Raw genomic sequence first — 22,555 nt, 5'->3', positions numbered from 1 at the left:
GGAGGAGGTGAAGATGGAGCGCAGCGACGTTGCGAAACATTGGGAAACCAATGCCGAAACCTGGACCCGTCATGCCCGCGCCGGCTACGACGTCTATCGCGATGCCCTGAACACGCCGGCTTTTCTGGCGATGCTGCCGGACATCGATGGCCTCGCCGGCCTCGATGTCGCCTGCGGCGAGGGCTCCAATACGCGTGAGCTCGCCAGGCGCGGCGCCAGGATGCAGGCGATCGACATCGCGCCGACCTTCATCCGCCATGCGCAGGAAGTCGAGGCCAAGGATCCGCTCGGCATCACCTTCCAGTTCGGCGACGGCATGGACATTCCCTTCGCCGATGCGAGTTTCGATTTCGCCACCTCCTTCATGGCGCTGATGGACATGCCGGACCAGGGCAGGGTGCTGAGCGAGATCGCGCGCGTGCTGCGTCCCGGCGGTTTCCTGCAGTTCTCCATCCTGCATCCCTGCTTCGTGCCGCCTTACCGCAAGACCTTGCGCGAGCCCGACGGGACGGTGCGCGCCGTCGAGGTGGCCGGCTATTTCGACGCCATCGACGGCGAGGTCGAGCGCTGGTGGTTCTCTTCCGCCCCCAAGGAGGAGCGCGACAAGGTCGAGGCCTTTTCGGTGCCGCGTTTCCACCGCACCTTGAGCCAGTGGGTGAGCTTCATCCGCGGCGCCGGCCTTATCATCGAGGAACTGGGCGAGCCCTCGGCCGATGCCGAAACGGCCGCCGCCTACCCGACCGTGGCCGACACCCGTGTCACCCCGATCTTCCTGCATTTCCGGGTGCGGAAACCGATTCGATGAGACTTTCTCACCTCGCCCCGCGGGAGCGGGGAGAGGGAGGGGCCCATTGCGTAGCAATGGGAAGGTGAGGGGCGCCCGGTCTCTTGGTGCAATGAAAAACGAATCTGTCGCAAATGCTGTCTTCACTTGCGGCAAGAGGTAACAGGGAGGCCCCTCACCCTCCCAACGCTAACGCGTTGGGTCCCTCCCTCTCCCTCTTCGAGGGGCGAGGGCAATGCGCAAATAGCTGCACATGTGAGTGCTCTGCGCTAGAAGGGCTTCATGACCGAAGCCCTCGCCGTTCTTCCCCCGCCTTTGGACCATGACACTGTCGACCGCGCCTGGACGGATCTGCGCGGGACGGGAACCGATCTGGCGGTATTCGAGGCTAAGCGGCCGCTCATCGATGCGGTTTTCGGCGGCTCGCCTTTCCTGCGCGATCTCGTCCTGCGCGACAGCGATTTTGCCGGCCGCATCCTGGTGACTGATCCGGACAGCATGCTGGCCGAGCTCATCGACGGGCTCGCCGCCGAGGTCGCGGATGAGCCGGAGATGCGTCGGCTGTTGCGCAAGACAAGGGGGCGCGCCGCACTCACCATTGCGCTTGCCGATCTGGGCGGTGTCTGGTCGCTCGACCAGGTGACCGACGCCTTGACCCGTTTTGCCGAGGCGATGCTCAACGCCGCGGTCGAGTGGCTCCTCTCCGATCAGCGCCGCGCCGGCAAGCTGCTCTCGGCGTCGGGCGAAGAGTCGAGCTACACCATTCTCGGCATGGGCAAGTTCGGCGCCCATGAGCTCAATTATTCGAGCGATATCGATCTCATCGTTCTCTACGACCCGCAGACGGCGCGGCTTGCCGAGGGCGTCGATCCCTCGACCTTCTTCGTTCGCGTTACAAAAAGACTGGTGGTGCTGCTCCAGGACGTCACCGAGGACGGCTATGCCTTCCGCGTCGATCTGAGACTCAGGCCGGATCCGCGCGCGACCCAGATCGCCATCTCGATCGAGGCGGCGGCGATCTATTACGAGAATATGGGCCAGAACTGGGAGCGCGCCGCGATGATCAAGGCGCGCCCCGTCGCCGGCGATCTGGCGCTCGGCGCCGAGTTCCTGAGCCGGCTCGTTCCCTATATCTGGCGCAAATATCTCGATTTCGCGGCGATCGCCGACGTGCAGTCGCTCAAGCGCCAGATCCATGCGGTCAAAGGCCATGGCACGATCGCGGTGCTCGGCCACAATATCAAGCTCGGCCGCGGCGGCATCCGCGAGATCGAATTCTTCGTGCAGACGCAGCAGCTCATCGCCGGCGGGCGCAATCCGAAGCTGCGCGGCAGGCGGACCATCGACATGCTGGGCCAGCTCGCCGAGGCGAAGTGGATCGCACCCGAGGCGGCGCGTGAGCTGAGCGACGCCTATCGCTATCTGCGCACCATCGAGCATCGCATCCAGATGGTGGCGGACGAGCAGACCCATACGCTGCCCGAGGACGAAGAGGCCTTCGCCCGCCTGGCGCGTTTTTCCGGCTACGCCGATGCCGCGGCCTTCGAGGCGAAACTGCGCGCCACATTCGAATTGGTGCAGGGCCATTATGCGGCGCTGTTCAAGGATGCCGAGGATCTTGGCACCGAAGGCGGCAGCCTCGTCTTCACCGGCGGTGAGGACGATCCCGAGACGCTCGAAACCTTGACCGGCATGGGCTTCAGGCGGGCGAGCGAGATCGCCGCGATGATCCGGAGCTGGCATTTCGGCCGCTATTCGGCGACGCGCAGCGCCAGGGCCCGCGAGCTCCTGACCGAGATCATGCCGGCGCTCCTCACCTCGCTCGCCAAGAGCGGCGATGCCGACCAGGCCTTCATCGCTTTCGACCGCTTCCTCGCCGGCCTGCCGGCGGGCGTCCAGCTTTTCTCGCTGCTCAAATCCAATCCGGGCCTGCTCGATCTCATCGGCACCATTCTCGGTACCGCCCCGCGTCTGGCCCAGGAGCTGAGCCATCGCCCCAAGGTGCTCGACGCCGTGCTCGATCCGGGCTTCTTCGGCGCGCTGCCCCGGGCGTCCGAGATCGCGAATCTTGTCGCGGCGGCGACACCGCCCGGAACGCCGATCGACGAAGCCATCGACCGGGTGCGCGTCGTCGCCAAGGAACAGGCCTTCCGCATCGGCGTGCGCATCCTCTCGGAAACCGTGAGTGCGGCGGAAGCGGGCGGCGCCTTCTCCGATCTGGCTGATGTGGTACTTGGCCGCCTCCACGACGCAGTGACCGCCGACATGATCGAGCGCCATGGAAGGGTGCCCGGCGGGCGCAGCGCCATCATCGCCATGGGCAAGCTCGGCGGGCGCGAGATGACGGCGGGCTCGGATCTCGATCTCATCTTGATCTTCGACCACGACAAGGACGCGGAGACCTCGGACGGCGCCAGGCCGCTCGCCGCCGGGCAATATTTCGCGAGGCTCACCCAGCGTTTCATTTCCGCCGTCACGGCGCCGACCGCCGAGGGCGTCCTCTATGAAGTGGACATGCGGTTGCGGCCCTCCGGCAACAAAGGGCCGGTGGCCACGAGCCTGGCGAGCTTCACCGACTATCACCGCAACCAGGCCTGGACCTGGGAAGGCCTCGCTTTGACCCGGGCGCGCGTCGTGGCGGGCGATCCGGGCCTCGCCGAGGAGCTGAAGGGGGCGATCGCCGAAGCCCTGTCGCGGCCGCGCGATAAGCCCAAGATCCTCGCCGATGTGGTCGACATGCGCCGCATGATGCTCAAGGAGAACCCGCCCGATGGCCTGTGGGACATCAAACGGACGCCGGGCGGCCTGGTCGATATCGAATTCATCGCTCAGTATCTCCAGATCACCCATGCCCATGAGACGCCGAAGGTCCTCGCCGTTACCACCTTGCGGGCGCTCGAGCGCCTCGTGCAGGCGGGATATCTCAGTGAGGCGGAAGGCAGCCGGCTCAAGGCGGCGTGTCTCGTCTATCAGCGCCTGACCCAGGTGTTGCGCCTCTGCGTCACCGGCCCCTATGACCCGAAGCAGGTGCCGGCGGGCCTCAACCGGCTGGTCGCGTCGGCCTCGGCCATGCCCGACATCGCCTCCGCCGAAGCGCTCATCACCGAGACGCAAGCCCAGGTGGCGGAACTGTTTTCCCGCCTCGTCGGGCCTTTGTGAAATTCCTGTAAGAATCTCGCGACGGAAGTTCGGCGGGCGTTCCGTCTTTGTTTCGGGAGCTGATTCCCAGGAAAATAGTGGAGACCTGAAATGACGACGAACGCAACTTCCGTTGCGGCGATGGCCGCGCTCATCCTGATGGGAGCCGCGGGGGCGGCTTTGGCGACCGAGCCGACCTTGCCCAGGGGCGAGCGCGCCTTCCAGCGCCTCGATGCCGACAGCGACGGCAAGGTAACGGTGAACGAGCTGAAACCCAAAGCCGTCAAGCGTTTCCTGCGCCTCGACGACGACCAGAACGGCACCGTGACCACGGCCGAGATCGATACATGGCTGAAGCGCGGCCTCGAGCGGCGCAAGGAGCGCATGCTGGGCCGGCTCGACCAGAACAAGGATGGCAGCGTGACACGCGATGAGGTTGACGCCTATATCGATGCTCTGTTCAATGGCGCCGATGGCGACAAGGATGGCGGCCTGACGCTGGCGGAGATTCGCGAGAACTCCCAGAAGCGGTCGAGGCAGCGCGACGCCAGGAGCAATTGAGGATGAGCCGGCGCCGCATCGGATATGCGGGCCTTGCCAAAGGAAGCGACCGGGAGACGTGTCGGCACGCAATACCGAGAATGACCTGTCCGGCGACCCGGACAGCACGCTCCTTGCTGCCGCCGCCGGGGGCGATGAGAAGGCATTCGCCGGCCTTGTCGAGCGGCATTACGACCTAGTCCACCGCGTGGTCTGGCGGGTGACGTCAGGCCACGCGGACAGCGCCGATATCGTCCAGGACGCCTTTCTGAAGCTGTGGAACAATCCGGGCCAGGTGCGCCAGGGGGGCGCCCTGCGCGGCTGGCTGATCCGGGTGGCCACCAATCTCGCCATCGACCGGGCGCGGCGCAAGCAGGGCTCCAATATCGACGACCAGCCCGAAATCGAGGCCTCGGGGCCGGACGCCCTGGACCAGGTCCTGGGCGACCGGTCGGCGCGGGCCATAGAATCTGCTCTGGCCCGTCTGCCGGAGCGACAGCGTTTGGCCCTCTCGCTCGTCTATTATGAGAATATGAGCAATATCGAGGCCGCTGCTGCCATGGAGATCAGCGTCGAAGCCATCGAGAGCCTGCTGGCCCGGGGCCGGCGGGCCCTGAAGGGCGATCTTAAGGACCAGTGGCGGGACCTGCTTGCCGATATCGGCGAGATGAGCCAATGAGGAGGCTCTGATGGACGCGATGAGGACGAGACTGGCAGAAGTTCTGGCCGCCTATGGGGCGGACCCGGCCCGCTGGCCTGCTTCCGAACGCGACCGGCTGCAGCCCTTGCTGGACAAGGAGCCGGGGCTCCTGGCCGAGGCGTCCGAGATCGACCGGGTGCTGGCGAAGGCCGTCCCCCCGGCGCCCTCTGCCCAGGGCAAGGCCCAGCTCCTCGCCCGGATAACCCAGGAAAAGCAGAAGGTTAACGTCGTTCCCTTCGAGCGGGCCCGGGCCAAGCCCCGGCCGTCGATCTGGTCCTGGGGCACGGCCGCGGCGCTCGCCGCCTCTTTCGCTTTCGGCATCTTCCTCGGCGGCAACACGAATTTCGGTAATTTCCGTTCCGACAGCGACGTGGTCGAGATCGACGACCCGATCGTCTTGACCGGCATCGATGACGCGCCCGACCTCCTGGAAGGGGGCGGTTGATGACGGCGCCGGTCGACACGCCGCAGAAAGGTCGCTTCGCCAACTGGCCGCATTGGACGATGTTCCTGCTCGTCGCTTCGCTGGCGATCAATTTCCTGATCGCCGGCGCCATCGGCATGCGGTATTTTTCGCCCGAGCGGATGGAACGCTGGAGCGGGGCGAGCTTCACCCAGCTCCTCCCGCGCCGCTTCCTCTCCGACCTGCCGGAGGACCGCCGCCGCGAATTCCTGGATCTGCTCAAGAGCCGGCGCGAGGCCTTCCGCCAGTCGCGCCAGGAGATGACCGCCGCCGCCCAGCGTTTCGCTGACGCGCTCGAGCGCAACCCCTACGACGCGGCCGCGGCCAACAAGGCCATCGAAGACTTCACCAAGCTCAGCACCGATCTCGTCGACAGCGGCACGCTGGTGACCCGCCAGGTCATCGAGAAGCTCACCCCTGAGGAGCGCGGGCTTCTCGCCAAAGCCGTGCGCGACCGCCTGGAGCGCATGCAGCAGCGCCGCAAGAAGTGGCAGGAAAAGAACAACCAGGACGACGCCGACTGAGTCGTGTGCGCCCGTCAGATGGTGGCGGATACAGGTGCCTTGCAGGGAAAATGCAGGGAATTACAGGGAAATTTCGCGAAATTTCTTGGCCAGTCGAGATATTTCAACGGGTTAGTCCGGCCATAGGCCTAGCCGGCAGGGAATTTTCGTCCGGTGGCTGTGTGGTCCTGCGGACATGTCGGCACCGTGAAGTGTTTTTAACCTGCAATAGAACGCCGCCGCCCAAAGATGGAAGGGAAATCAGCCGAGGGTGATCCCGATCCTAGAACATTGGCGCGCTTCTTTTGTCGAGCATCAGAGCCCCAATTTGTGCATGCACCGCTTCACTCGATCACACCATCGTCGGGCTTGTCAAAGCCCAAGAAGCAAAGATTGAACGTGGGCGTGTATCTGCAAGGAAAAAACTATTCATCATGAAGTTGACAATTCAGCCTTGTTTAGCTGCTGCGGAATGCTTAGATTCCCGTTCTGTTCACTATTGATAAGCGCGAAGAAATCGGATGCGGAACAGTCTCAAGGCAGTGTTGTTTCTTCTGGCTTTCTCACCGGCACTCATCAGCGTCGGCGCAGCGCGGCTTTGGTCAGGCGGAGAATTTTGGGACGCAATCTATTACATCATAGCTGGATTGATGGGGACTCTCTCGATCATCTATGTTCTTTCAGCTCTGAAATGGCACGGGGAGAAATTTCCATTTCAAGCGAAAAAGATTGAATCAAATGACGCTCTGCTGCTTGGGGTTATAGTCACTTACATTCTTCCATTTTTTGTCCGCGCTGCGGATGTTACTGTCATTGTTGTGATCGCTATATTCGTAGTTGCGTGGGCCATATTCTGGTTCACTGACTCCGCCATCCCAAGTCCACTGTTGCGCGTGTTAGGTTACCGATTCTACAAAGCCGAAGCGTCGAATGGGATGATTTATACCCTAATAAGCAACAGGGAAATCCGTGACCCGAGTAACGTGAAACTCGTTAATAAAATCTCGGGGTCCATGCTATTGGAGATCATTGAATGAATCTATTCGCCCTAACTCGGGACGCCTCACGTCGGGTGCTACGAATTCCGTTGTCGGCGGATATTCAGCAGGAAGTGACTTCAATGTTTGAAGAACAGGAGGCTGAGTTTCGAAGCGCTGGGCAGCAGGAGATCGCCTTCGATGGAAAATACAAGCCTGATGACGGTGAGTCTCTATTCATAGCAGACTATGATGATCTTGATAATTTGCACGGTGCTGTCACTAATCCGTTGAGTGTGCCAGAAATTTCTCCCTCAACAGGCGAGTTCGAAAGCATCAAGGCGCTGTTCTTGGGTCGATCTGATGGAGCGAAGAAGATTGCTCTCATTCAAAATTTTGATAAGCGCAAGATCATATCCAATAAGGGCCTCTCACTTTTTCATTCTGCAAACGTTTATCGAAAGGTCGAGGGACTCGGTTTAACCCTTGATACAAGGCTTTCGGTGGTGCTCGAAGACACCAAGCTTTCCTTCTTTAGTTTCTTTGCGGCTCGCCAGATTTTTGACTTGTCGCAGTATTACAAAGAAGCAACCGATGATGATTTGAATGAGTTTGCCGGCGGAAAATTCGTTCATGTAGGAGATGTTGCCAACTTCGTGACGCTTTCTGATACATGGATCAGGCGGAAAGTCGCTCTAGTCATGCAGAGTGCCATACTTGAAAGAATTGACCTAGAGGAGACCAAGAAAGCGGCTCAGGTTTTCGGGATTGAACTCAATACTACCACTGTTGACGGAGTAGCAGTTCTGGTGCTGCCGGAAAACAAGCCTGATTTGAAGAAAGTACTCAGATTCCTGGATGAAGATTATTTTCAGTCGGTGCTTTCAAGCACGCTACACCTTTCCAACTCTAAGCGGCAAATCACCGTTTAGTATTGAGGTCCAGTCTGACCCGCTACGGCCGATCAGGCTTCCGTTTTGTTCCATTTCCTGCTACAGCGCCGCGCCTTGAGAGCAGTGGCGCACAGAGGTTTCGTTTTGCCGTCGTAAAGACCGGTCTCATCTGGTTTCACCCTTCAGCCTGGATGGCTAAGCCGTCCGGGGCTGTTTTTTGTTCACGGGTGGCGGCTTGGGACCGGTCTGGCTTTGTCAGAATGCGCCGGGGCCATGCGCGCCCCGTTGTCTCGAGCTCTCATCTTTCCGTAACAACCGCCACACCGTGCCCGTGAAGGGCTTCTCTTGCTGCCGTCCTGGTGAACTTCCTTTTCGGAAGTCCAAGACGACATGTGCAATTCTACCGTGGTCCGATGGACCATCACGCCCCGCATCGCCCCGAGACCCTGGATCGCCTGCGGCGGCTGCGGAACACTTAAGCCCTTCCAGTCCAGTGGCAAGGTGAGGCTCAACGCCAATGGCAAGCGGCTCGATGCCTGGCTCATCTATAAATGCATCGATTGCGCCCGGAGCTGGAACCGGCCGCTGTTCGAGCGCCGGACGCTGAAGGAGATTGATCCCAAGGTGCTGGAGGCGGCGCATTTCAGCACGCCGGACTGGGTGCGGGCGCAGGAGTTCGATATCGACGGCCTGCGCCGGCACGCCCAGCGGATCGATGAGTTCGGCGAGGCCGACATCGACAAGCAAGATGTCGGCGAAGCGGCGCTGCCGGGCCAGATCGTCATCGAGTTCGAGGTTGCTCTGCCGAGTAGCCTCAGGCTCGACCGGCTTCTCGCCGGTGAGTTGGGGCTGTCACGCTCGAAGCTGCAGTCCTTGCATGAGGAGGGGCTGCTGATCATCGAGCCCGGCCGCAAGGAAGTTCTGCGGCGGCGGGTCAGGAGTGGCATGCAAGTGAGGCTGATGCAGGGGGGCTGACGGTACACCCACCTCTCGTCATGGCCGCCCTTGAGGCGGCCATCCAGCCCATCCGTGCAACAGCTGTGTAGCGGTGAGGCTGGAGGGCCGGGTCGAGGCCCGGCCATGACGAAATGGGAGAAAGGGTAGGCTATGACCAACGAGCGAGTGCCCTAAGGTAGCTCGACCGTGACATTCGGCCAGCGCTCGTGCCATTTCTTTTCCGCGATGCGCGCCGTGTAGGCAGCGCTTCGGACGCGGCCGCGTGGCGTAGGCCGGATGGTCATCGAGAATAGATCTTCGAGTCCGTAAGGCGCGATGATCTCGAAGCGGTCTTCCGCATCGAGCCGCACGGCGACACAGGTCGGTGTCTCGAGCCAGAAGCGCAACGCATCGGCGGTCGAGGCATAGGGAGCATCGCCATTGCGGATATGCATACGGGCCTGGTTGCGCACGCTCCAGGGCAGGGCGGGCTCGATCTCCTGCAGTCGCTTTTCGATTTCTGCTTCGCGCTCGGTGCGGCGGTCTGCGGCATCGAAATACAGAATGTCGATGTCGTCTACGGCGGAAGCAGTCGTGAAGCCCGACAGCGCGTCCCAGACCGCCGCGCGAATGAAGCCGGCGCCGATAGCCCAGTCCGGCAAGTCGAGCGACCGCACGATGGCGAGCGCCTGCATGCGCAGCGGCGCGCGCTGGAGGATCGTCTCCAGTCCTTGACGGAGGTCGCCTTCTCGCACGGGCGCTAGGCGGCGGCGGAATGGGCGGGTTTCGCCGCGGCGGCCGGCAGGCGGACGGTGACGATGGTGCCCTTGCCGGCTTCGCTGTCGATCGAGAGCGAGCCGCCATGCAGCTCGACCAGCGACTTCGAGATGGCGAGGCCGAGGCCGGAGCCGCCTTTGGTCTTGGTGAACTGGTTCTCGACCTGCTCGAAGGGCCGGCCGAGCTTCTCGATGTCCTTGGGCGGGATGCCGATGCCGGTATCGGCGATCGAGATCACCGCATTCTCGCCTTCGAGCCGCGCGGTCAGCGTCACGCGGCCGCCTTCCGGCGTGAACTTCACCGCATTGGCGGTGAGGTTGATGAGGATCTGCTTGACGGCGCGGGTGTCGACATTGGCCTTGAGTTTCTTCGGCGCCTTGCACAGGATTTCGACCTTGCTCTCCTGGGCGCGCGCCTCGACGAGCCGCAGGGTCTCATGGACGATCTCGGAGAGATCGACCGTCTGCAGTTCGAGCTTGAGGCGGCCGGCCTCGATCTTCGACATGTCGAGGATGTCCGAGATGACGTCGAGCAGGAACTGGCCGCTCTTGTGGATGTCGCGGGCATATTCGATGTATTTGCCGGCGCCGACGGGACCGAACATCTGGTTCTCCATCACCTGGCTGAAGCCGATGATGGCGTTGAGCGGCGTCCTGAGCTCATGGCTCATATTGGCGAGGAATTCCGACTTCGAGCGGCTGGCGGCCTCGGCCCTGGTCTTCTCGCGCGAATATTTGTCGGCGAGGTCGGCGAGGCGCTGCGACTGCTGCTCGGCGAGGAGGCGTTCCTTCTGCAGGTCGCGCACCGTCATCATCAATTCGCGCTCTGAGAGAAGCAGGCGCTCTTCCTGCTGCTTGAGCGGGGTGATGTCGGTGCCGACCGAAACGAAGCCGCCATCCTTGGTGCGCCGCTCGTTGATCTGCAGCCAGCGCCCGTCGCCGAGCTGCACTTCGAAAGTGTTGCCTTCGCTGGTGTCGCGGCTATGGATCGGCATGCGTTGGCGCACCGCCGGCTCCTTGGCGGTCTTGGCGACGAGCTCATAGGGCGTGCCGGGCTGGCAGACGCTGGCGGGGAGCGAGTGGAACTGCTGGTATTTGGTGTTGCACAGGACGAGGCGGTTCTCGGAGTCCCACAGGACGAAGGCTTCCGAGATGTTCTCGATGGCGTCCTTGAGGCGGAGCTCCGCCTCCTGGTTGAGCCGGTCGGCGAGCTTCTGCGCGGTGATGTCGATGACGATGCCGACGAGATGCGGCGATTCCTCTTCCGGCGCATGCGACAGCTCGGCGCGGGCGCGGAGCCACACCCAGTTGCCGTCGACATGGCGCATGCGGAATTCGTGGTCGAAGACCGATTTCTGGCCGGTGAGCAGGGCCTCGACCACTTCCTCGAGCTGCGCGTCCTCGGGGTGGATGCGCTCGGCGACGTCGCCGAAATTGAGGAACTCGCCGGTCTCCTCGAGGCCCAGAATGTCATACATGGATTTCGACCAGAAGATCCGGCCGCGCGAGATGTCCCAGTCCCACAGGCCGCAATGGCCGCGGTCGAGCGCCTTGTCGAGCCGCTCGGTGGCGACGGTGAGCGTGCGGTCGGCTTCCGAGGCCTTGGCCGCCTGCCAGTGGAAGGCGCCGCCCAGCATCATGAGGACGAGGAAGGTTACGGCGAACAGCACGCTCACCTGCATCACGCTGTCCTTCCAGGCGCGCATGACGTCGGCGCGTTTCTGGATGACGAGCAGGCTGCCGGGCAGGGGCGCGAGATCGCTCATGCCGACATAGGCTTCTTCGCCGGTGGCGAGCTGGAGGCGCGCCATTTCGGTGTCGTTGATATTGATTTCGGTGATGAAACGATTGGAGAGGACATCGCCGATCGTCTGGCCGGCGATCGAGGCGTCCGACAGCGAGCTCACCGTGATGACGCCCGCCGCATTCACATAGGCGAAGATGCGGCCTTCGCGCTGCGCTTCCGGCAGCAGGGCCGCGTCGAGCTCTTCTTGGGTGAAGGGTTTGGGCGTGTAGCCCGACTGGAGCTGGGTGCGGGCCGCCTGCTTGATATGCTGGGCGGCGGCGGTGGCATAAAGCAGGGTCTGGCGGTTCTGCTCGGCGAGGTGGGTCGTCCGGCTCTGCGTCAGCTGCAGGAAGAGGGCGAGCGCCAGGGTGATGAGGAAGAGCGAGACGAGGACGGTGATGAGAATGCGGAGGCTGCGTTCACCAATGGTGACGCGAGCCCAGCCGGGCAAGGGCAGGCGGAGCACCCGCTCCTTGAAGAAAAGTCCGCCCAATTGTGCTCTGCTGCTCAATCTATCGCCCCCTGCGTGGCGCTCATTCAACGGGAATCCCAGCACCCCCTAAACAACCAACAACCTCACGAATCACCGCCTATTGATTCGCATGTGCAATGATTTGTCCAGCCGGAAACCGGGCCTCCCATCATGCAGGGGGAAGGAGCGTTTTTAGGGCGGTTTTCGAGCCGCGCGGTGGCTGACCGGGAGTCATTTGGGCAGGATTTGCGCAGACCGATCCGGAATGGAATGTCAACCGTTACGGGTCAGTAAGGATCGTTGCTGGACTTGGGTAGGTCGCCAGTTCAGCCCGTGTTCAGTTCAGCCCGATCAGTCTGTCGCTGGCGGAGTATGCCGCCGGATGCGCCCTTCCTTTGTGCCTGAGGAGGAAAGAGATGGTCTCTGGAGAAAACGCCTTCGCGCCTATTGGAGTCGCTCTGTGTCTCCTGATACTCGGAGTCACCGGAGGCTCGCCCGCGGCAGCCCCCCTCAGGCAAATCAGGACAACTCGATTCTTGTCTGGCTCGACAAGCGTCACCCGATCGTCAAGCTGGCGCTCACGGCGATGAGCGCCAGGGGGTATGACACGTCACCCTATCGGGACGTGATGTTCAGGAAGACGAAGGACCGTTATTCTCTGACCTTCTATCCTTCCTGGGCACGCAATGCGAAGAGGGGGCCGCTGCTCGTCGTGGTGGTCGAAATTCGCAGCGGAAAGGTGATCTCGGTAGATGAGGCCCCCGCCTTGCGATAGTTTGCCGGATTGAAGGCCTTTGTGTGCGGGCACGGTGACGGTTACTGCTCAATATCAAAAAGCTGGGAGAGAGGTTTAGGTAGTGAGAGTTTGGACAGTCGCGGCGTCTAGTGTTTGCCGGGCCAGCACGGTCACCGCAATTTCGATCCAAAAATCATCTAAATAAAGGAGGGGCTTACGCTACTTCTTTCCAAGAACCTTCAGGGCGAGCGCACAAAGAGTTGAAAAGAAACTCAGTAAAGAGAGCCAATGAAGAAACGTCTGCTCACCCTCTCTAAGAAAGACGATACCGCTGACAATTTTGGTTGGAACGGAGAATCCGTTAGCGACATCCGGTATCACCGGCCGCTGAGATTGAAGATATAGGCCAGTGGCAAATAGAGCTATTAACAAGAGAATGCAAACACCCACTGTCAGATAGAAAGCAAGTATGGTCAAGTGCGTGATTTTGCGGTTTTGCACCATGCTCAATAAAATATTGATACTACAGACTCCAGTCTTTGAATATCCTTGATTCGGCAGTTTCGGTGATGGTGCGTTTAATTCTGGTGCGCCGCCTGGGTCGGTGATGTGGTGATAAAGAAACGACGAGACGAAGTGTTGATCTCTGCGTTGCTATTTAGTGAACTGTCAATCTCGGCGATCCGCTCAGCCAATTAAATGCGCTGTCACCTAAAAGAAATACGCCAACGCCGACGAATATAACCCCAAGTCCTAGAGAACAAATTTGCGCACCTCTTTCCCCCAATTTGATCCAAAATGGCGAGAACAATTTGGGAGACCGCACTCCCTTCTTCCAGTAATTGCTGCCGATTACCCGCCACATCACACTGCTGAATAGACCCAAAGCGAGAAAGAGGCCTCCCACGAGTGGGTAGTCGCGGACAGGGACTAGATGCGCTACCCATATTAACCAGGCCGCTGCTATTGCTAGGACGAGCAACGCAATTGCCAGTGCCGGGTTGTATGATCTTTGCTGGGGCATTATTGGCCTCCGCCTATCGTCCATGTATTGGTATTGTAGCCGCTCAAATCTCCGCCAAATCCGGCTCCAGTCGGCATGGGGCCAAGAGGGCCGCCGAAATTTAGCATCCAATTACCAGCAGAATCTGGCAGACGGAAAGAGTCAGCGTCCCGCATCTCCTGACTTGAGTGAACTTGCGTGGAATTCTAGGTGCGCGCCTGTCCTTGGCGCCAGATGAGCCAGAACACGAAGCCAGATACCACCCCAGTCGCTCCATAGTGTAATGTGGCCGGATCGAATATTCCGCCCCAGTACGGCCATTGTAATCCGGCTGAGACAAAAGTGCCGATGAGATAGCCGCAAATTGTCGCCGACCACCGGCGAACAAGCCCCATCCGCGTGCCGAGCAAAAACAACGGAAATGCAAAGAGTCCGGTGACTGCCGCGGAATAGACATAACCGATTGGAAATAGGCCGAGAATGGTAATGATCTTCGGTCCGTCACGGGACAGGGGCGTGCCTATGCCGAGGAGCAGTGCCGGAAAAACCGGCGCGATGAGGAAGGCGATGACTGTGGCTGATTCGTCTCGCATGTAACACCTCGTCTATTTGAGAAAAACCGCTCCCCACCACATCATTCCCGCGCCCACGGCGATCGGCACGGCAAGAAAGGCGGAGTTCTTGACGATGCCTAACCGGACGAAGGTCCCAATAAGGGCATATAGAAGTGCGTTCATCATGATCACTGAGGCGCCAAGAAAAATCTGTGGACCTATGCCGGACAAGTTTGCCAGCCCGGCGATACAAGGAGGGCAGAGAGTGTATGCAATGGGGCTGAAGTAATCGAGCCACCAAGAGCGTGGTTCAGCCTGATAGGCATGGTGAGCCACTAGCAACAGTGTGATCGGCAGCAAACCGCCGACCAAAGCGAACCCGCTGATGATAAAGTGGTGTCCTCTTGTGCCCCAGTGAACGTCGAGCCATCCAAAGGCGAATAGCGCCGCCAGGAGGGATATGAGGACTCCGAATTCAGTTCCACCCATGCTCGGTTCCGTTAACGCAGTGTTTGGCGGCGAAGATGCTTGGGGCTACTCCTTCTTGCTGCGGCTCGCAGCTCCTTCCCACCAATGGTATGTCGGTGACAGTATCTCGATGACGGTGCATTCAGTTAAGGCGCCTCCTTGGGGAACGAAGCCGTGCCGTCCCAATTGAGTGCACTGTCACCGTAAGTGAAAGTGATGTTGGCGCCCAAGCCGAGCATCGAGTCCTATTCCTTCTCGGGAAGCCAGATTTCTGCGGGTTTCATGGACATCTCCGCCGCCAGAGCATCGATCATCATCCTCCCGTCTTCATCGGGGAGCTTTTCATCTTCCAGATAGATTGCAACGAGTGTTTCCAAGGCGAGGCCATACTCGCCAACATCAATGAAGTCTTTCACTTCAGCACGTTCATCCGCCGTCAGATTGGCTGAAGGTCTATCCAAAAACTGTGAGAACATTCTCTCGATCTTTTGATAGTCAGTCATAGGAATCCGATGAGTGTCATAATGTCCTGTTGCATCTTCATAGACCCAAGACGGCTTCTAAGAGGTGCTTGAGCCAAGCAAGGAAACTCATTGAGGCCTTCTTGCCTGTTCTCAGGCGATGAAACAGAAGCCATGTTGCAAAAAGGATGATGCCCATGGCTGGGAGTATGGCGAGGACAACCAAGACAACATTCAGGATCGTTTGCACCAAGGCGCTCCGGATTCTTCGAGTCTTACTCCGGTATTCGATGAACGGATTTGGAAGTGACATGGCAAGCTAGCGCGGTAAAGAAGACTTCGTATTCAGTGACATTTCCAAGTTCTTCAAACCGCACCATGACCGTCCTCAGCCCATATGGTCCTGTGTCGGAGATGTTTACATCCAAGACTCGTAGCAAATTTTCTGGATTGACGATGTCATCTTGAAGTGTTGCCTCAGCTGTATCGAACAGTATTACATCGATGAGTGAGATCGACTGATCGATGAAGTGGTAGAAGTACAAGCATACGTTAAATCCAAAGTGTCGTATGTTGCCAAGAAACAACTCGTTTCGGGAGATAATGGGTTCGAGTACAGGTTTCAAGTCCGTCAGGATCTCTCCCATCAGGCGTCTCCCGAGAGGTAGTTGTCTATGTGCAAAGGGATCTCGAAGCCCGCCAATTCCTTCAGCAATGACGGGGTCAGGGTGGGGCCGCCATCGAAGCTCGACTGGAAATGTCCGCACCACCATATTCCTTTGAACTCCGTGGAAAGATCCATGAGCGTTCCCCGCAAGGGCGTTAACCGTAGGGGCAAAAATCGAAGGCCCTGTTCCAGCGACGGCCATTCCAGCTGAAATCCGGTCAGGTCGTGCCCGTTATATCCCCACATGGGTGTCCAGGCTCTGCCCTTTGACTTAGTGGATAAGCCGGTTCTCGTGTTGCTCGGTTGCAGGTTGAGACGCTTGGATATTTCAAGCGGATCAAGGGCGTCTCCGGAGAATCTCAATTCCACTGTATAGTCATGACCTGGCATTTGTCTAACTCGGCTGACTCAACTGCAGAAGGCTACGGTTTTACCGTCAATCGGGATCAGATAGAGCGAGTTTGCCTTAACGGTCAGAAATTCGATCGGAACGTTGGGCGTTTGAATGGTTCGGCAATCCGCGACGAGCACCGACTTCTGGATCAGGTCCATGATCTCCTGGCGTTGCCCGATCTGCCCGTCATTGATACCGACGGCGTGATAGGCGGCGCGGGTACTCTTGTAGACAGCAATCGGAGCAGCAAGCGCTATGGCGATCAGCAGAAGGACGCTGACTATTGCGCTGCGGGGCCATCTCAGCATATCCGCGCCTGCTCTGCGTTCAAGGTCTGACATAGGGACCTATCAGATAGGCGAGCCCACCTTGAAGAAATCCGAATGCCATAAGGGCAATAAACAGGCCGACCGCCCTGAAGATCCTTCGCCTGACGCCCAAGGTCTCGTCCGACAAGAGTCTGGGATGGAGGATCGCATTGAGCGGATTGAATCTGAGATATCCTGGCAACTCCATCTTACTGGCAAGAAGGAAGAAGTGCACACTGCTGGCAACTATGTAAAACCATGTCAGCACGCCTACGATCCAGGTGCCGGCAAAGAGAACAAGCACCAATGTGCGAATGATGTCCGTCACATTCTCACCTTGACTGAACATTACCAGCGAGCTGACACATAAGCTCGCGCTTCGATTTCCACATATGCGTCTCCCTCCAGGGCGAAGCGATAGGTCAAGGTGCCATCTTCGCGCTTGAAGGCATTGACCGTTTCGACTTTGGCGGGCGCCGTAAAATTCGTGAAGGCCATTCGGGTGGGGCGCGTGAATATTCCTTTTCCCCTGTAGTACGTATTCTGGTTTTCGCGATCATACAGTTCGATGTCGCTATCCGTTGTGAAGACCGGCCAGTAGTTGAAGCGGAGTTCGAGCAATTCATGCTGCAACGACCAGCCTTCGAGCGACCACCCGGAGAAATCGTCCTCGGTCATGCGGCGCCCGTTATCGTTCTTGGAGCGCCTGGCCCGGGCCTGGCGCTCGTCACATGGAAGGCTCTTTCGAACAGGAACGATATGTGTCCTTTCGTGAATGCAATATTCAGGAGGTTTTTGGACCTGCCCAGAACAGCCTGTCTCTCGATCGAGAAAGTATCGATGTTGGGAAAGAAGGGATCCAGCTCGACATCGGCGCTCTTCATCGACGCCTCAAGAAGATATACGTGTACATTGATGAGTGCCGTCAGGTCGGGCTCAAGCCGATGAAACCACAGCATGACCGATCCCGAAGAAAGGTAATCGATATGATTGTGCATCATGTGGTCGCCGATATCAGGAAAGCCCTCCTTGATGTCCAGGATTTCCATGGCTTTGTTACCCGCTTCGGGTTCTGCGCCGGTGCGCCATATGGCCGGGAAACATATATTTATCCATCGACGAAGGAGCGTGGGACCAATCCCACCAGCTCCACCAGGCTTCCGCGCTCGATACTGGCGAGATCGGCATCGATCTTGCCGTTGCTGGCGAGCCAACACAGGTAGGATCGCAGGATCGATGCTGCCTCATTCATATGTCGTGGCTGGGTCTCGACCGTTGCCGAAACCGGGCCATAGTCATTCTCGGCGCTTAAGGTGACTTGGCACCCCTCGCTCGTAAAACAAGAGTACTCGTCATTTCGAACATCTATTGCCTCGACGGCAATAATCAGGCGTTCCGCGGTGCTGAACAGGTTCACATCACCGGCGACGCTCTTGTCGAAGGACTCGTTCAATATGAAGAAATGCTGCATAGATGCCGCGTCGCCAAGTCGGTCTCGCTTCCCCGCTGTCTCCGCAAGATTACACGAAAGTCATGCAATATTGCAACGCATCCGCCGGGCGGCTGTATGAATCATCGTTAACGGCCGCGGCATGAGGCAGTGGAATTTCAGTGACAGAGTCCGCCGGCGGGCGCCGTCCCGCACATCGCTCAGTCACCTCGCTGATGAGCGCAAACCAACCGTTTGATCATTGTATCTTCTTGAAGCAAAGATCGTCATCAGCACACAACAAGATGTCTCCCGTCCACGATCGCTCCGGGAGGACGAACCAATATCCCTTTGGCTTAAGTGGAGATTGCAAGGCGATCTGAAAGGACCTGAACGTAATTCCTGGCCCACTGCCAAAATTATCTTTGTCCCAATAGCCGGCCTCCTCAAACATGGTTGAGCCCGATTTTTCCAGTCGATGCCTGTACGTTCCTCCGGCGGAAACCTCAATAACCTCAATCGCATCGGATTTGCTGAGCACGTAGGTACCCTGGAAATCAAGGTCCGTAACACTGCAGCCTGCTGATAAGACAAGGCCTGCAATTGCGAGCAGGGGCTTTTTGACCATGAGAGTCCGTCAATATTGGCTATTCACGCTACTGGGGCCTGGTGAGGTTGATCGCTTTACGCAGAAAGCGGAGGAACACCAGAGAGTCATAGAATTTTCCATCATTGCCCCGGATCGGCAGCTCGAGCATTGACCCATCCGATCTTAGCAGGTGGAGGTGCTCACTCCGCTTGTCGTGCGGCAGGATGATCTTATCAATTTCTGCGTATCTTATCTGCTTGTGCGTCTGCCCGTTCTGCCAAATCAAGCCGTCCTCATATATCCACACGGAGTCATGGGGCGGTAAGCGATTGCGATAGAGCCCGAACAGATTGTGAAGGAGGACAGTTCCGGGTCCCGCTTCGCGCTCAATCTCGCTGAAATTGGAAAGGCCAATCAGAATTCGCTTGGCCTGGCGTTCGACTGTCACCGTAATTCCACAATATTGCGTGTGATTATAGGATGATGAGCGATGTTATCATCACGGCGAACTGCATTGCTATTGCGAAAAGGCTGAAAGGCCATTGCCGTGCGACAACGGCAACAAGGAAGAGTCCAAGTACAATTCCATGGTAGCTCATAAAATGATATGCCGTCGTATAGAAATAGCTGCCGACTTCCGTCCCAAACCTGTAGCTATTCACATCCGAAAAATAGCTTAGGAGTTCAAGAGAGCTAAACAAAGCCGGCATCGCTCCCACCACGATGAGGGCGACCACAGCCATATTTGCGCGTGTCTGCACCGGAATGCCTCAATATTCCGACGCGATGGTCCCGATATCCGTCAGGATCTTCGCCACCGCGTCGTCGCCTTCCAGCGCGCCGTAGAGGACTTCGAAGCGCAGATCGGCAACGCCGCAGTAATCGAGAATGCCGGTTTTCAGCTGGATCTCGAGCGCCTTGTCGTAGCCGCGTTTGCGGAACGACTCCTGATCACCGCCCGCGATGCCGATCATCCAGGCCCGCCGGTTCGGAAAGGTCTTGCCGCCATAGGCCCAGCCGTGATTCCAGACGCGGTCGACCCAGCCCTTGAGCACCGCCGGCATCGACCACCACCAGATCGGAAAGATCATCACGGTCGCGTCATTACGCTCGATGCGCCGCATCTCGTCCTGCACGGCAGCTGAGTATTCCTTGTCGGGACCGGTCCAGTTGGGTTCGTCATCTTCCCGCAGGACCGGATCGAAACCCTCGGCCACCAGATCGGCCACTTCGACCTCGTGTCCGGACGCCTTGATCCGGGTGGCAAAGAGATTGGCTGCGCTGGTCGTAAGGGAGTCCGTCCTCGGATGCGCGACGACCAGCAATGTCTTCATGTCACCGCCCCAGCGATTTCGACACGATCTCGAAGAGATCACGCGACAATCCCGTTGTGCCAAGAATCCGCTCGAGCTGCGCCTTGGCCAGCGCCTGGCGTTTTTCCTCGAGCATTCCCCAGCTGCGGAAGGCCGTGGCCATCCGGGCCGAGACTTGCGGATTCTTTGGATCTAGCGCCAGGATCGTGTCGGCGAGGATGGCGTAGCCGTCGCCGTCTTCGGCATGGAAGGCGAAGGGATTGGCCATCGACAGGACGCCGATAAGGCTTCTCACCCGGTTGGGATTGGCGAGGGTGAAGTCGGGATGCCGCATCAGCTCGCGCACTCTTGCGGGTGTACTGCTGAGCGGGGCCGAGGCCTGCAGCGCGAACCATTTGTCGACCAGGAGATGATCGCCCTTATGGCGGTCATGGAAGGCGGCAATTGCCGCCTCGCGTTCCGGCCCTTCGAGGGTGACCAGAGTGGAGAGGGCGCCGATCTCGTCGGTCATGTTGGTGGCTTGCGCCAGCTGCTCGCTCGCGAGCTCGATGCCGAGCGCCGCATTGCCGCCGGCCAGCGCCTGCAGCACCGCATAACGTAAAGACCGCCGCCCGGTCTCGTCCGGGTCGGGCCGGAAGGGGGCGTGGCTTTCGGTCTTCCGCCACAGATCGAGCAGCACGTCCTTGAGGCCTTGGCCGATCTCGGCGCGCAAAGCGTCGCGCGCTTCATGGATGGCGCCCGGATCGATATCGCGGCCGATCAGCGTGGCGATCTCCTGCTCGCCCGGAAGCCCCAGCATCAGCGCCTTGAAGGCATCATCGAGCCGGCTGTCGGTGAGGACGGTCCGCAAGGCGTCGATGAAGGACTTTGTATCGGCTGCGGGCACCCCGCCTGAGAGACGGGCGCGGATCAGCGCATGCGCCGCCCGTTGCGAGGCTTCCCAGCGGTTGAAGGTGTCGCCGTCATTCTTCATCAGGAACAGTTGCTCGGGGATTGGGGCGGCGTTCTTGATGCGGATCGGCGCCGAGAAGCCGCGATTGAGCGACAGCACCGGCTTCTTCACTACATTACGGAAACGGAAGGTCTTCTTCGCCTCGTTGAGCTCGATCAGCGGTTCGTTGAGTACGCCCACACCGTCGAGATCGAGCGGCATGTCGCGGCCGTCGGGCCCGACGAGCCCGATGCCGAGCGGGATCGGCACCGGCTTCTTGTCGGCCTGGCCCGGCGTGGCGGGCGTCGCCTGCTCGAGAGTCAGCTCATAGGCCCTGGCCGCTTCGTTATAGGTCTCGGTGACGGTGACCTCCGGCGTGCCGGCCTGCTCATACCAGGTGAAGAACTGATCGAAATTCCGACCCGAGGCGTCCGCCATGCAGCGCACGAAATCCTCGACCGTCGCCGCCTCGCCGTCATGGCGCGCGAAATAGAGATCCATCGCCTTGCGGAAGGCGTCACGCCCGATCAGCGTCTGCATCATGCGGCAGAGCTCGGCGCCCTTTTCATAGACGGTGGCGGTGTAGAAGTTGTTGATCTCGATATAGGAGACGGGCCTGACCGGATGGGCGAGCGGGCCGCCATCTTCCGGGAACTGGTCGGCGCGCAGCCGCTTCACATCGGCGATGCGTTTCACCGCGCGCGAACGGATGTCGGACGTGAATTCCTGGTCGCGGAAGACGGTGAGGCCTTCCTTCAGGCAGAGCTGGAACCAGTCGCGGCAGGTGATGCGGTTGCCGGTCCAGTTGTGGAAATATTCGTGCGCGATGATGCTTTCGATATTGACGTAATCGACATCGGTCGCGGTTTCGGGCAGCGCCAGGATGTATTTGTCGTTGAAGACATTGAGGCCCTTGTTCTCCATGGCGCCCATATTGAAGTCGGACACGGCGACGATCATGAAGATGTCGAGATCGTATTCGAGGCCGAAACGTTCCTCGTCCCAGCGCATCGAGGTTTTCAGCGCCTCCATGGCGAAGCCGCAGCGGTTCTCCTTGCCGGTCTCGACATAGATGCGCAGCTCGACCTTGCGGCCGGATTTGGTGACATAGACGTCGCGCGCCAGAGCGAGATTACCGGCGACCAGCGCGAAGAGATAAGTGGGCTTCGGATGGGGATCGTCCCATTCGGCGAAATGGCAGTCGCCGCCCGGGATGGGGCCGCTCGCCCCCGGATTGCCGTTGGAGAGCAGCACCGGACAGGCGGCTTTGGGCCCCTCGATACGCACTTTGTAGCGCGCCATCACATCCGGACGGTCATAGAAATAAGTGATGCGCCGGAAGCCTTCCGCCTCGCATTGGGTGCAGAAGACATTGCTGGAGACGTAAAGGCCGGACAGCTCGCTATTGGCCTTCGGGTGGCAGATCGTGATGATTTCCAGCGTGAAGGGCCGTTGCGGCACATCCGCGATGGTCAGGTGGGTGGCGGTCACCTCATAGCGGGAGGGATCGAGCAGCTCGCCGTCGAGCTGTACCGATTTGAGTTCCAGCCGCTCGCCGTCGAGGACGAGCGGCGCGCCTTTCCGCTGCACCGCCGGATTTGGCCGGAACTCGATCCTGGACGCGACTTCCGTCGCCTCGGGTTCCAGGACGAAACGCAGAAAAATCTCGCCGGCCAGATAGGGAACCGGCTGGTAGTCCTTCAAATAAACGGTCTGCGGGCTTACATTGTTCAT

Annotated in this window: 26 protein-coding genes; 10 read left to right on the top strand and 16 right to left on the bottom strand. The window is 59.5% G+C overall.

Annotated elements, in window-relative coordinates; translation table 11 throughout:
* The first annotated feature begins 13 nt into the window (after positions 1–13).
* The 9 genes from JHL16_RS26630 to JHL16_RS26590 all read left to right on the top strand — a co-directional run bounded on the left by JHL16_RS26630 (position 14) and on the right by JHL16_RS26590 (position 8,973).
* Positions 14–805, top strand: a complete 792-nt coding sequence (locus tag JHL16_RS26630; RefSeq protein WP_200187924.1) for a class I SAM-dependent methyltransferase — start codon at positions 14–16, stop codon at positions 803–805.
* A 261-nt stretch (positions 806–1,066) separates the two neighbouring features.
* On the top strand, positions 1,067–3,943 hold the full coding sequence (locus JHL16_RS26625; protein WP_200187923.1) for a bifunctional [glutamine synthetase] adenylyltransferase/[glutamine synthetase]-adenylyl-L-tyrosine phosphorylase: 2,877 nt from the start codon (positions 1,067–1,069) through the stop codon (positions 3,941–3,943).
* A gap of 90 nt (positions 3,944–4,033) precedes the next feature.
* Positions 4,034–4,483, top strand: a complete 450-nt coding sequence (locus JHL16_RS26620; RefSeq protein WP_200187922.1) for an EF-hand domain-containing protein — start codon at positions 4,034–4,036, stop codon at positions 4,481–4,483.
* A 58-nt stretch (positions 4,484–4,541) separates the two neighbouring features.
* On the top strand, positions 4,542–5,141 hold the full coding sequence (locus tag JHL16_RS26615) for a sigma-70 family RNA polymerase sigma factor (protein ID WP_200187921.1): 600 nt from the start codon (positions 4,542–4,544) through the stop codon (positions 5,139–5,141).
* A 10-nt stretch (positions 5,142–5,151) separates the two neighbouring features.
* Positions 5,152–5,607, top strand: coding sequence for a hypothetical protein (locus JHL16_RS26610; protein WP_200187920.1), 456 nt, complete (start codon positions 5,152–5,154; stop codon positions 5,605–5,607).
* A complete protein-coding gene (locus JHL16_RS26605; RefSeq protein ID WP_200187919.1) occupies positions 5,607–6,149 on the top strand; it encodes a periplasmic heavy metal sensor in 543 nt (180 codons plus the stop codon). The genes JHL16_RS26610 and JHL16_RS26605 overlap by 1 nt, the downstream gene beginning before the upstream one ends.
* Positions 6,150–6,649: 500 nt before the next feature.
* Entirely contained in the window at positions 6,650–7,165 is a 516-nt protein-coding gene (locus JHL16_RS26600) for a hypothetical protein (protein WP_200187918.1), read from the top strand.
* On the top strand, positions 7,162–8,037 hold the full coding sequence (locus JHL16_RS26595) for a DUF4868 domain-containing protein (protein WP_200187917.1): 876 nt from the start codon (positions 7,162–7,164) through the stop codon (positions 8,035–8,037). Before JHL16_RS26600 ends, JHL16_RS26595 begins: the two co-directional genes overlap by 4 nt.
* Before the next feature lie 351 nt (positions 8,038–8,388).
* Positions 8,389–8,973, top strand: a complete 585-nt coding sequence (locus JHL16_RS26590) for a DUF1062 domain-containing protein (protein WP_200187916.1) — start codon at positions 8,389–8,391, stop codon at positions 8,971–8,973.
* Between the two features lie 152 nt (positions 8,974–9,125).
* Here JHL16_RS26590 and JHL16_RS26585 read toward each other — a convergent pair whose 3' ends face one another.
* Positions 9,126–9,689: a nucleotidyltransferase family protein gene (locus JHL16_RS26585; RefSeq protein ID WP_200187915.1), complete on the bottom strand. Its 564-nt coding sequence runs from the start codon at positions 9,687–9,689 to the stop codon at positions 9,126–9,128.
* 5 nt (positions 9,690–9,694) lie between these two features.
* Positions 9,695–12,007: a PAS domain-containing sensor histidine kinase gene (locus JHL16_RS26580; RefSeq protein WP_200187914.1), complete on the bottom strand. Its 2,313-nt coding sequence runs from the start codon at positions 12,005–12,007 to the stop codon at positions 9,695–9,697.
* Between the two features lie 421 nt (positions 12,008–12,428).
* On the opposite strand from JHL16_RS26580, the gene JHL16_RS26575 reads away from it, so the two are divergent.
* The gene (locus JHL16_RS26575) at positions 12,429–12,743 is read left to right on the top strand and encodes a hypothetical protein (RefSeq protein ID WP_200187913.1); all 315 of its coding nucleotides are present in this window, start codon (positions 12,429–12,431) and stop codon (positions 12,741–12,743) included.
* A 1,170-nt stretch (positions 12,744–13,913) separates the two neighbouring features.
* On the opposite strand, the gene JHL16_RS26570 is transcribed toward JHL16_RS26575, so the two are convergent.
* The 14 genes from JHL16_RS26570 to pepN all read right to left on the bottom strand — a co-directional run bounded on the left by JHL16_RS26570 (position 13,914) and on the right by pepN (position 22,555).
* Positions 13,914–14,300 carry a hypothetical protein gene (locus JHL16_RS26570; RefSeq protein ID WP_200187912.1) on the bottom strand — a complete coding sequence of 129 codons (387 nt, stop codon included), beginning with the start codon at positions 14,298–14,300 and terminating at the stop codon, positions 13,914–13,916.
* Positions 14,301–14,312: 12 nt separating this feature from the next.
* Positions 14,313–14,750: a hypothetical protein gene (locus JHL16_RS26565; RefSeq protein WP_200187911.1), complete on the bottom strand. Its 438-nt coding sequence runs from the start codon at positions 14,748–14,750 to the stop codon at positions 14,313–14,315.
* A gap of 224 nt (positions 14,751–14,974) precedes the next feature.
* The gene (locus JHL16_RS26560; RefSeq protein WP_200187910.1) at positions 14,975–15,232 is read right to left on the bottom strand and encodes a MafI family immunity protein; all 258 of its coding nucleotides are present in this window, start codon (positions 15,230–15,232) and stop codon (positions 14,975–14,977) included.
* 233 nt (positions 15,233–15,465) lie between these two features.
* Entirely contained in the window at positions 15,466–15,837 is a 372-nt protein-coding gene (locus JHL16_RS26555; protein ID WP_200187909.1) for a hypothetical protein, read from the bottom strand.
* Positions 15,837–15,992, bottom strand: a complete 156-nt coding sequence (locus JHL16_RS26550) for a hypothetical protein (RefSeq protein WP_200187908.1) — start codon at positions 15,990–15,992, stop codon at positions 15,837–15,839. Before JHL16_RS26550 ends, JHL16_RS26555 begins: the two co-directional genes overlap by 1 nt.
* A 273-nt stretch (positions 15,993–16,265) precedes the next feature.
* On the bottom strand, positions 16,266–16,559 hold the full coding sequence (locus JHL16_RS26545; RefSeq protein WP_200187907.1) for a hypothetical protein: 294 nt from the start codon (positions 16,557–16,559) through the stop codon (positions 16,266–16,268).
* 19 nt (positions 16,560–16,578) lie between these two features.
* Positions 16,579–16,887 (bottom strand): hypothetical protein, encoded by a 309-nt coding sequence (locus JHL16_RS26540; RefSeq protein ID WP_200187906.1) that lies wholly within the window; start codon positions 16,885–16,887, stop codon positions 16,579–16,581.
* Between the two features lie 20 nt (positions 16,888–16,907).
* Positions 16,908–17,237, bottom strand: coding sequence for a hypothetical protein (locus JHL16_RS26535; protein ID WP_200187905.1), 330 nt, complete (start codon positions 17,235–17,237; stop codon positions 16,908–16,910).
* Positions 17,234–17,608: a hypothetical protein gene (locus JHL16_RS26530; RefSeq protein WP_200187904.1), complete on the bottom strand. Its 375-nt coding sequence runs from the start codon at positions 17,606–17,608 to the stop codon at positions 17,234–17,236. The genes JHL16_RS26535 and JHL16_RS26530 overlap by 4 nt, the downstream gene beginning before the upstream one ends.
* Before the next feature lie 59 nt (positions 17,609–17,667).
* Entirely contained in the window at positions 17,668–18,030 is a 363-nt protein-coding gene (locus JHL16_RS26525) for a hypothetical protein (protein ID WP_200187903.1), read from the bottom strand.
* 217 nt (positions 18,031–18,247) lie between these two features.
* Positions 18,248–18,616, bottom strand: a complete 369-nt coding sequence (locus JHL16_RS26520; RefSeq protein WP_200187902.1) for a hypothetical protein — start codon at positions 18,614–18,616, stop codon at positions 18,248–18,250.
* Between the two features lie 28 nt (positions 18,617–18,644).
* Entirely contained in the window at positions 18,645–19,025 is a 381-nt protein-coding gene (locus JHL16_RS26515) for a hypothetical protein (protein WP_200187901.1), read from the bottom strand.
* 322 nt (positions 19,026–19,347) lie between these two features.
* Positions 19,348–19,911: an NAD(P)H oxidoreductase gene (locus JHL16_RS26510; RefSeq protein WP_200187900.1), complete on the bottom strand. Its 564-nt coding sequence runs from the start codon at positions 19,909–19,911 to the stop codon at positions 19,348–19,350.
* 1 nt (position 19,912) lies between these two features.
* The gene (gene pepN, locus JHL16_RS26505) at positions 19,913–22,555 is read right to left on the bottom strand and encodes an aminopeptidase N (protein ID WP_200187899.1); all 2,643 of its coding nucleotides are present in this window, start codon (positions 22,553–22,555) and stop codon (positions 19,913–19,915) included.

Origin of the sequence: Taklimakanibacter albus (assembly GCF_016595235.1) — a bacterium.
Lineage (GTDB): Bacteria > Pseudomonadota > Alphaproteobacteria > Rhizobiales > Aestuariivirgaceae > Taklimakanibacter > Taklimakanibacter albus.
Note: the sequence above shows the minus strand (reverse complement) of the source record. Positions and strands in the feature narration are given on the sequence as shown.

Excerpts from the sequence above, each read along its gene's own strand:
- JHL16_RS26630 (WP_200187924.1), top strand. The coding sequence starts at position 14 with ATGGAGCGCAGCGACGTTGCGAAACATTGGGAAACCAATGCCGAAACC.
- JHL16_RS26625 (WP_200187923.1), top strand. The coding sequence starts at position 1,067 with ATGACCGAAGCCCTCGCCGTTCTTCCCCCGCCTTTGGACCATGACACT.
- JHL16_RS26620 (WP_200187922.1), top strand. The coding sequence starts at position 4,034 with ATGACGACGAACGCAACTTCCGTTGCGGCGATGGCCGCGCTCATCCTG.
- JHL16_RS26610 (WP_200187920.1), top strand. The coding sequence starts at position 5,152 with ATGGACGCGATGAGGACGAGACTGGCAGAAGTTCTGGCCGCCTATGGG.
- JHL16_RS26605 (WP_200187919.1), top strand. The coding sequence starts at position 5,607 with ATGACGGCGCCGGTCGACACGCCGCAGAAAGGTCGCTTCGCCAACTGG.
- JHL16_RS26600 (WP_200187918.1), top strand. The coding sequence starts at position 6,650 with ATGCGGAACAGTCTCAAGGCAGTGTTGTTTCTTCTGGCTTTCTCACCG.
- JHL16_RS26595 (WP_200187917.1), top strand. The coding sequence starts at position 7,162 with ATGAATCTATTCGCCCTAACTCGGGACGCCTCACGTCGGGTGCTACGA.
- JHL16_RS26590 (WP_200187916.1), top strand. The coding sequence starts at position 8,389 with ATGTGCAATTCTACCGTGGTCCGATGGACCATCACGCCCCGCATCGCC.
- JHL16_RS26570 (WP_200187912.1), bottom strand. The coding sequence starts at position 14,300 with ATGCGAGACGAATCAGCCACAGTCATCGCCTTCCTCATCGCGCCGGTT.
- JHL16_RS26565 (WP_200187911.1), bottom strand. The coding sequence starts at position 14,750 with ATGGGTGGAACTGAATTCGGAGTCCTCATATCCCTCCTGGCGGCGCTA.
- JHL16_RS26560 (WP_200187910.1), bottom strand. The coding sequence starts at position 15,232 with ATGACTGACTATCAAAAGATCGAGAGAATGTTCTCACAGTTTTTGGAT.
- JHL16_RS26555 (WP_200187909.1), bottom strand. The coding sequence starts at position 15,837 with ATGGGAGAGATCCTGACGGACTTGAAACCTGTACTCGAACCCATTATC.
- JHL16_RS26550 (WP_200187908.1), bottom strand. The coding sequence starts at position 15,992 with ATGGATCTTTCCACGGAGTTCAAAGGAATATGGTGGTGCGGACATTTC.
- JHL16_RS26545 (WP_200187907.1), bottom strand. The coding sequence starts at position 16,559 with ATGCTGAGATGGCCCCGCAGCGCAATAGTCAGCGTCCTTCTGCTGATC.
- JHL16_RS26535 (WP_200187905.1), bottom strand. The coding sequence starts at position 17,237 with ATGACCGAGGACGATTTCTCCGGGTGGTCGCTCGAAGGCTGGTCGTTG.
- JHL16_RS26530 (WP_200187904.1), bottom strand. The coding sequence starts at position 17,608 with ATGGAAATCCTGGACATCAAGGAGGGCTTTCCTGATATCGGCGACCAC.
- JHL16_RS26525 (WP_200187903.1), bottom strand. The coding sequence starts at position 18,030 with ATGCAGCATTTCTTCATATTGAACGAGTCCTTCGACAAGAGCGTCGCC.
- JHL16_RS26520 (WP_200187902.1), bottom strand. The coding sequence starts at position 18,616 with ATGGTCAAAAAGCCCCTGCTCGCAATTGCAGGCCTTGTCTTATCAGCA.
- JHL16_RS26510 (WP_200187900.1), bottom strand. The coding sequence starts at position 19,911 with ATGAAGACATTGCTGGTCGTCGCGCATCCGAGGACGGACTCCCTTACG.
- pepN (WP_200187899.1), bottom strand. The coding sequence starts at position 22,555 with ATGAACAATGTAAGCCCGCAGACCGTTTATTTGAAGGACTACCAGCCG.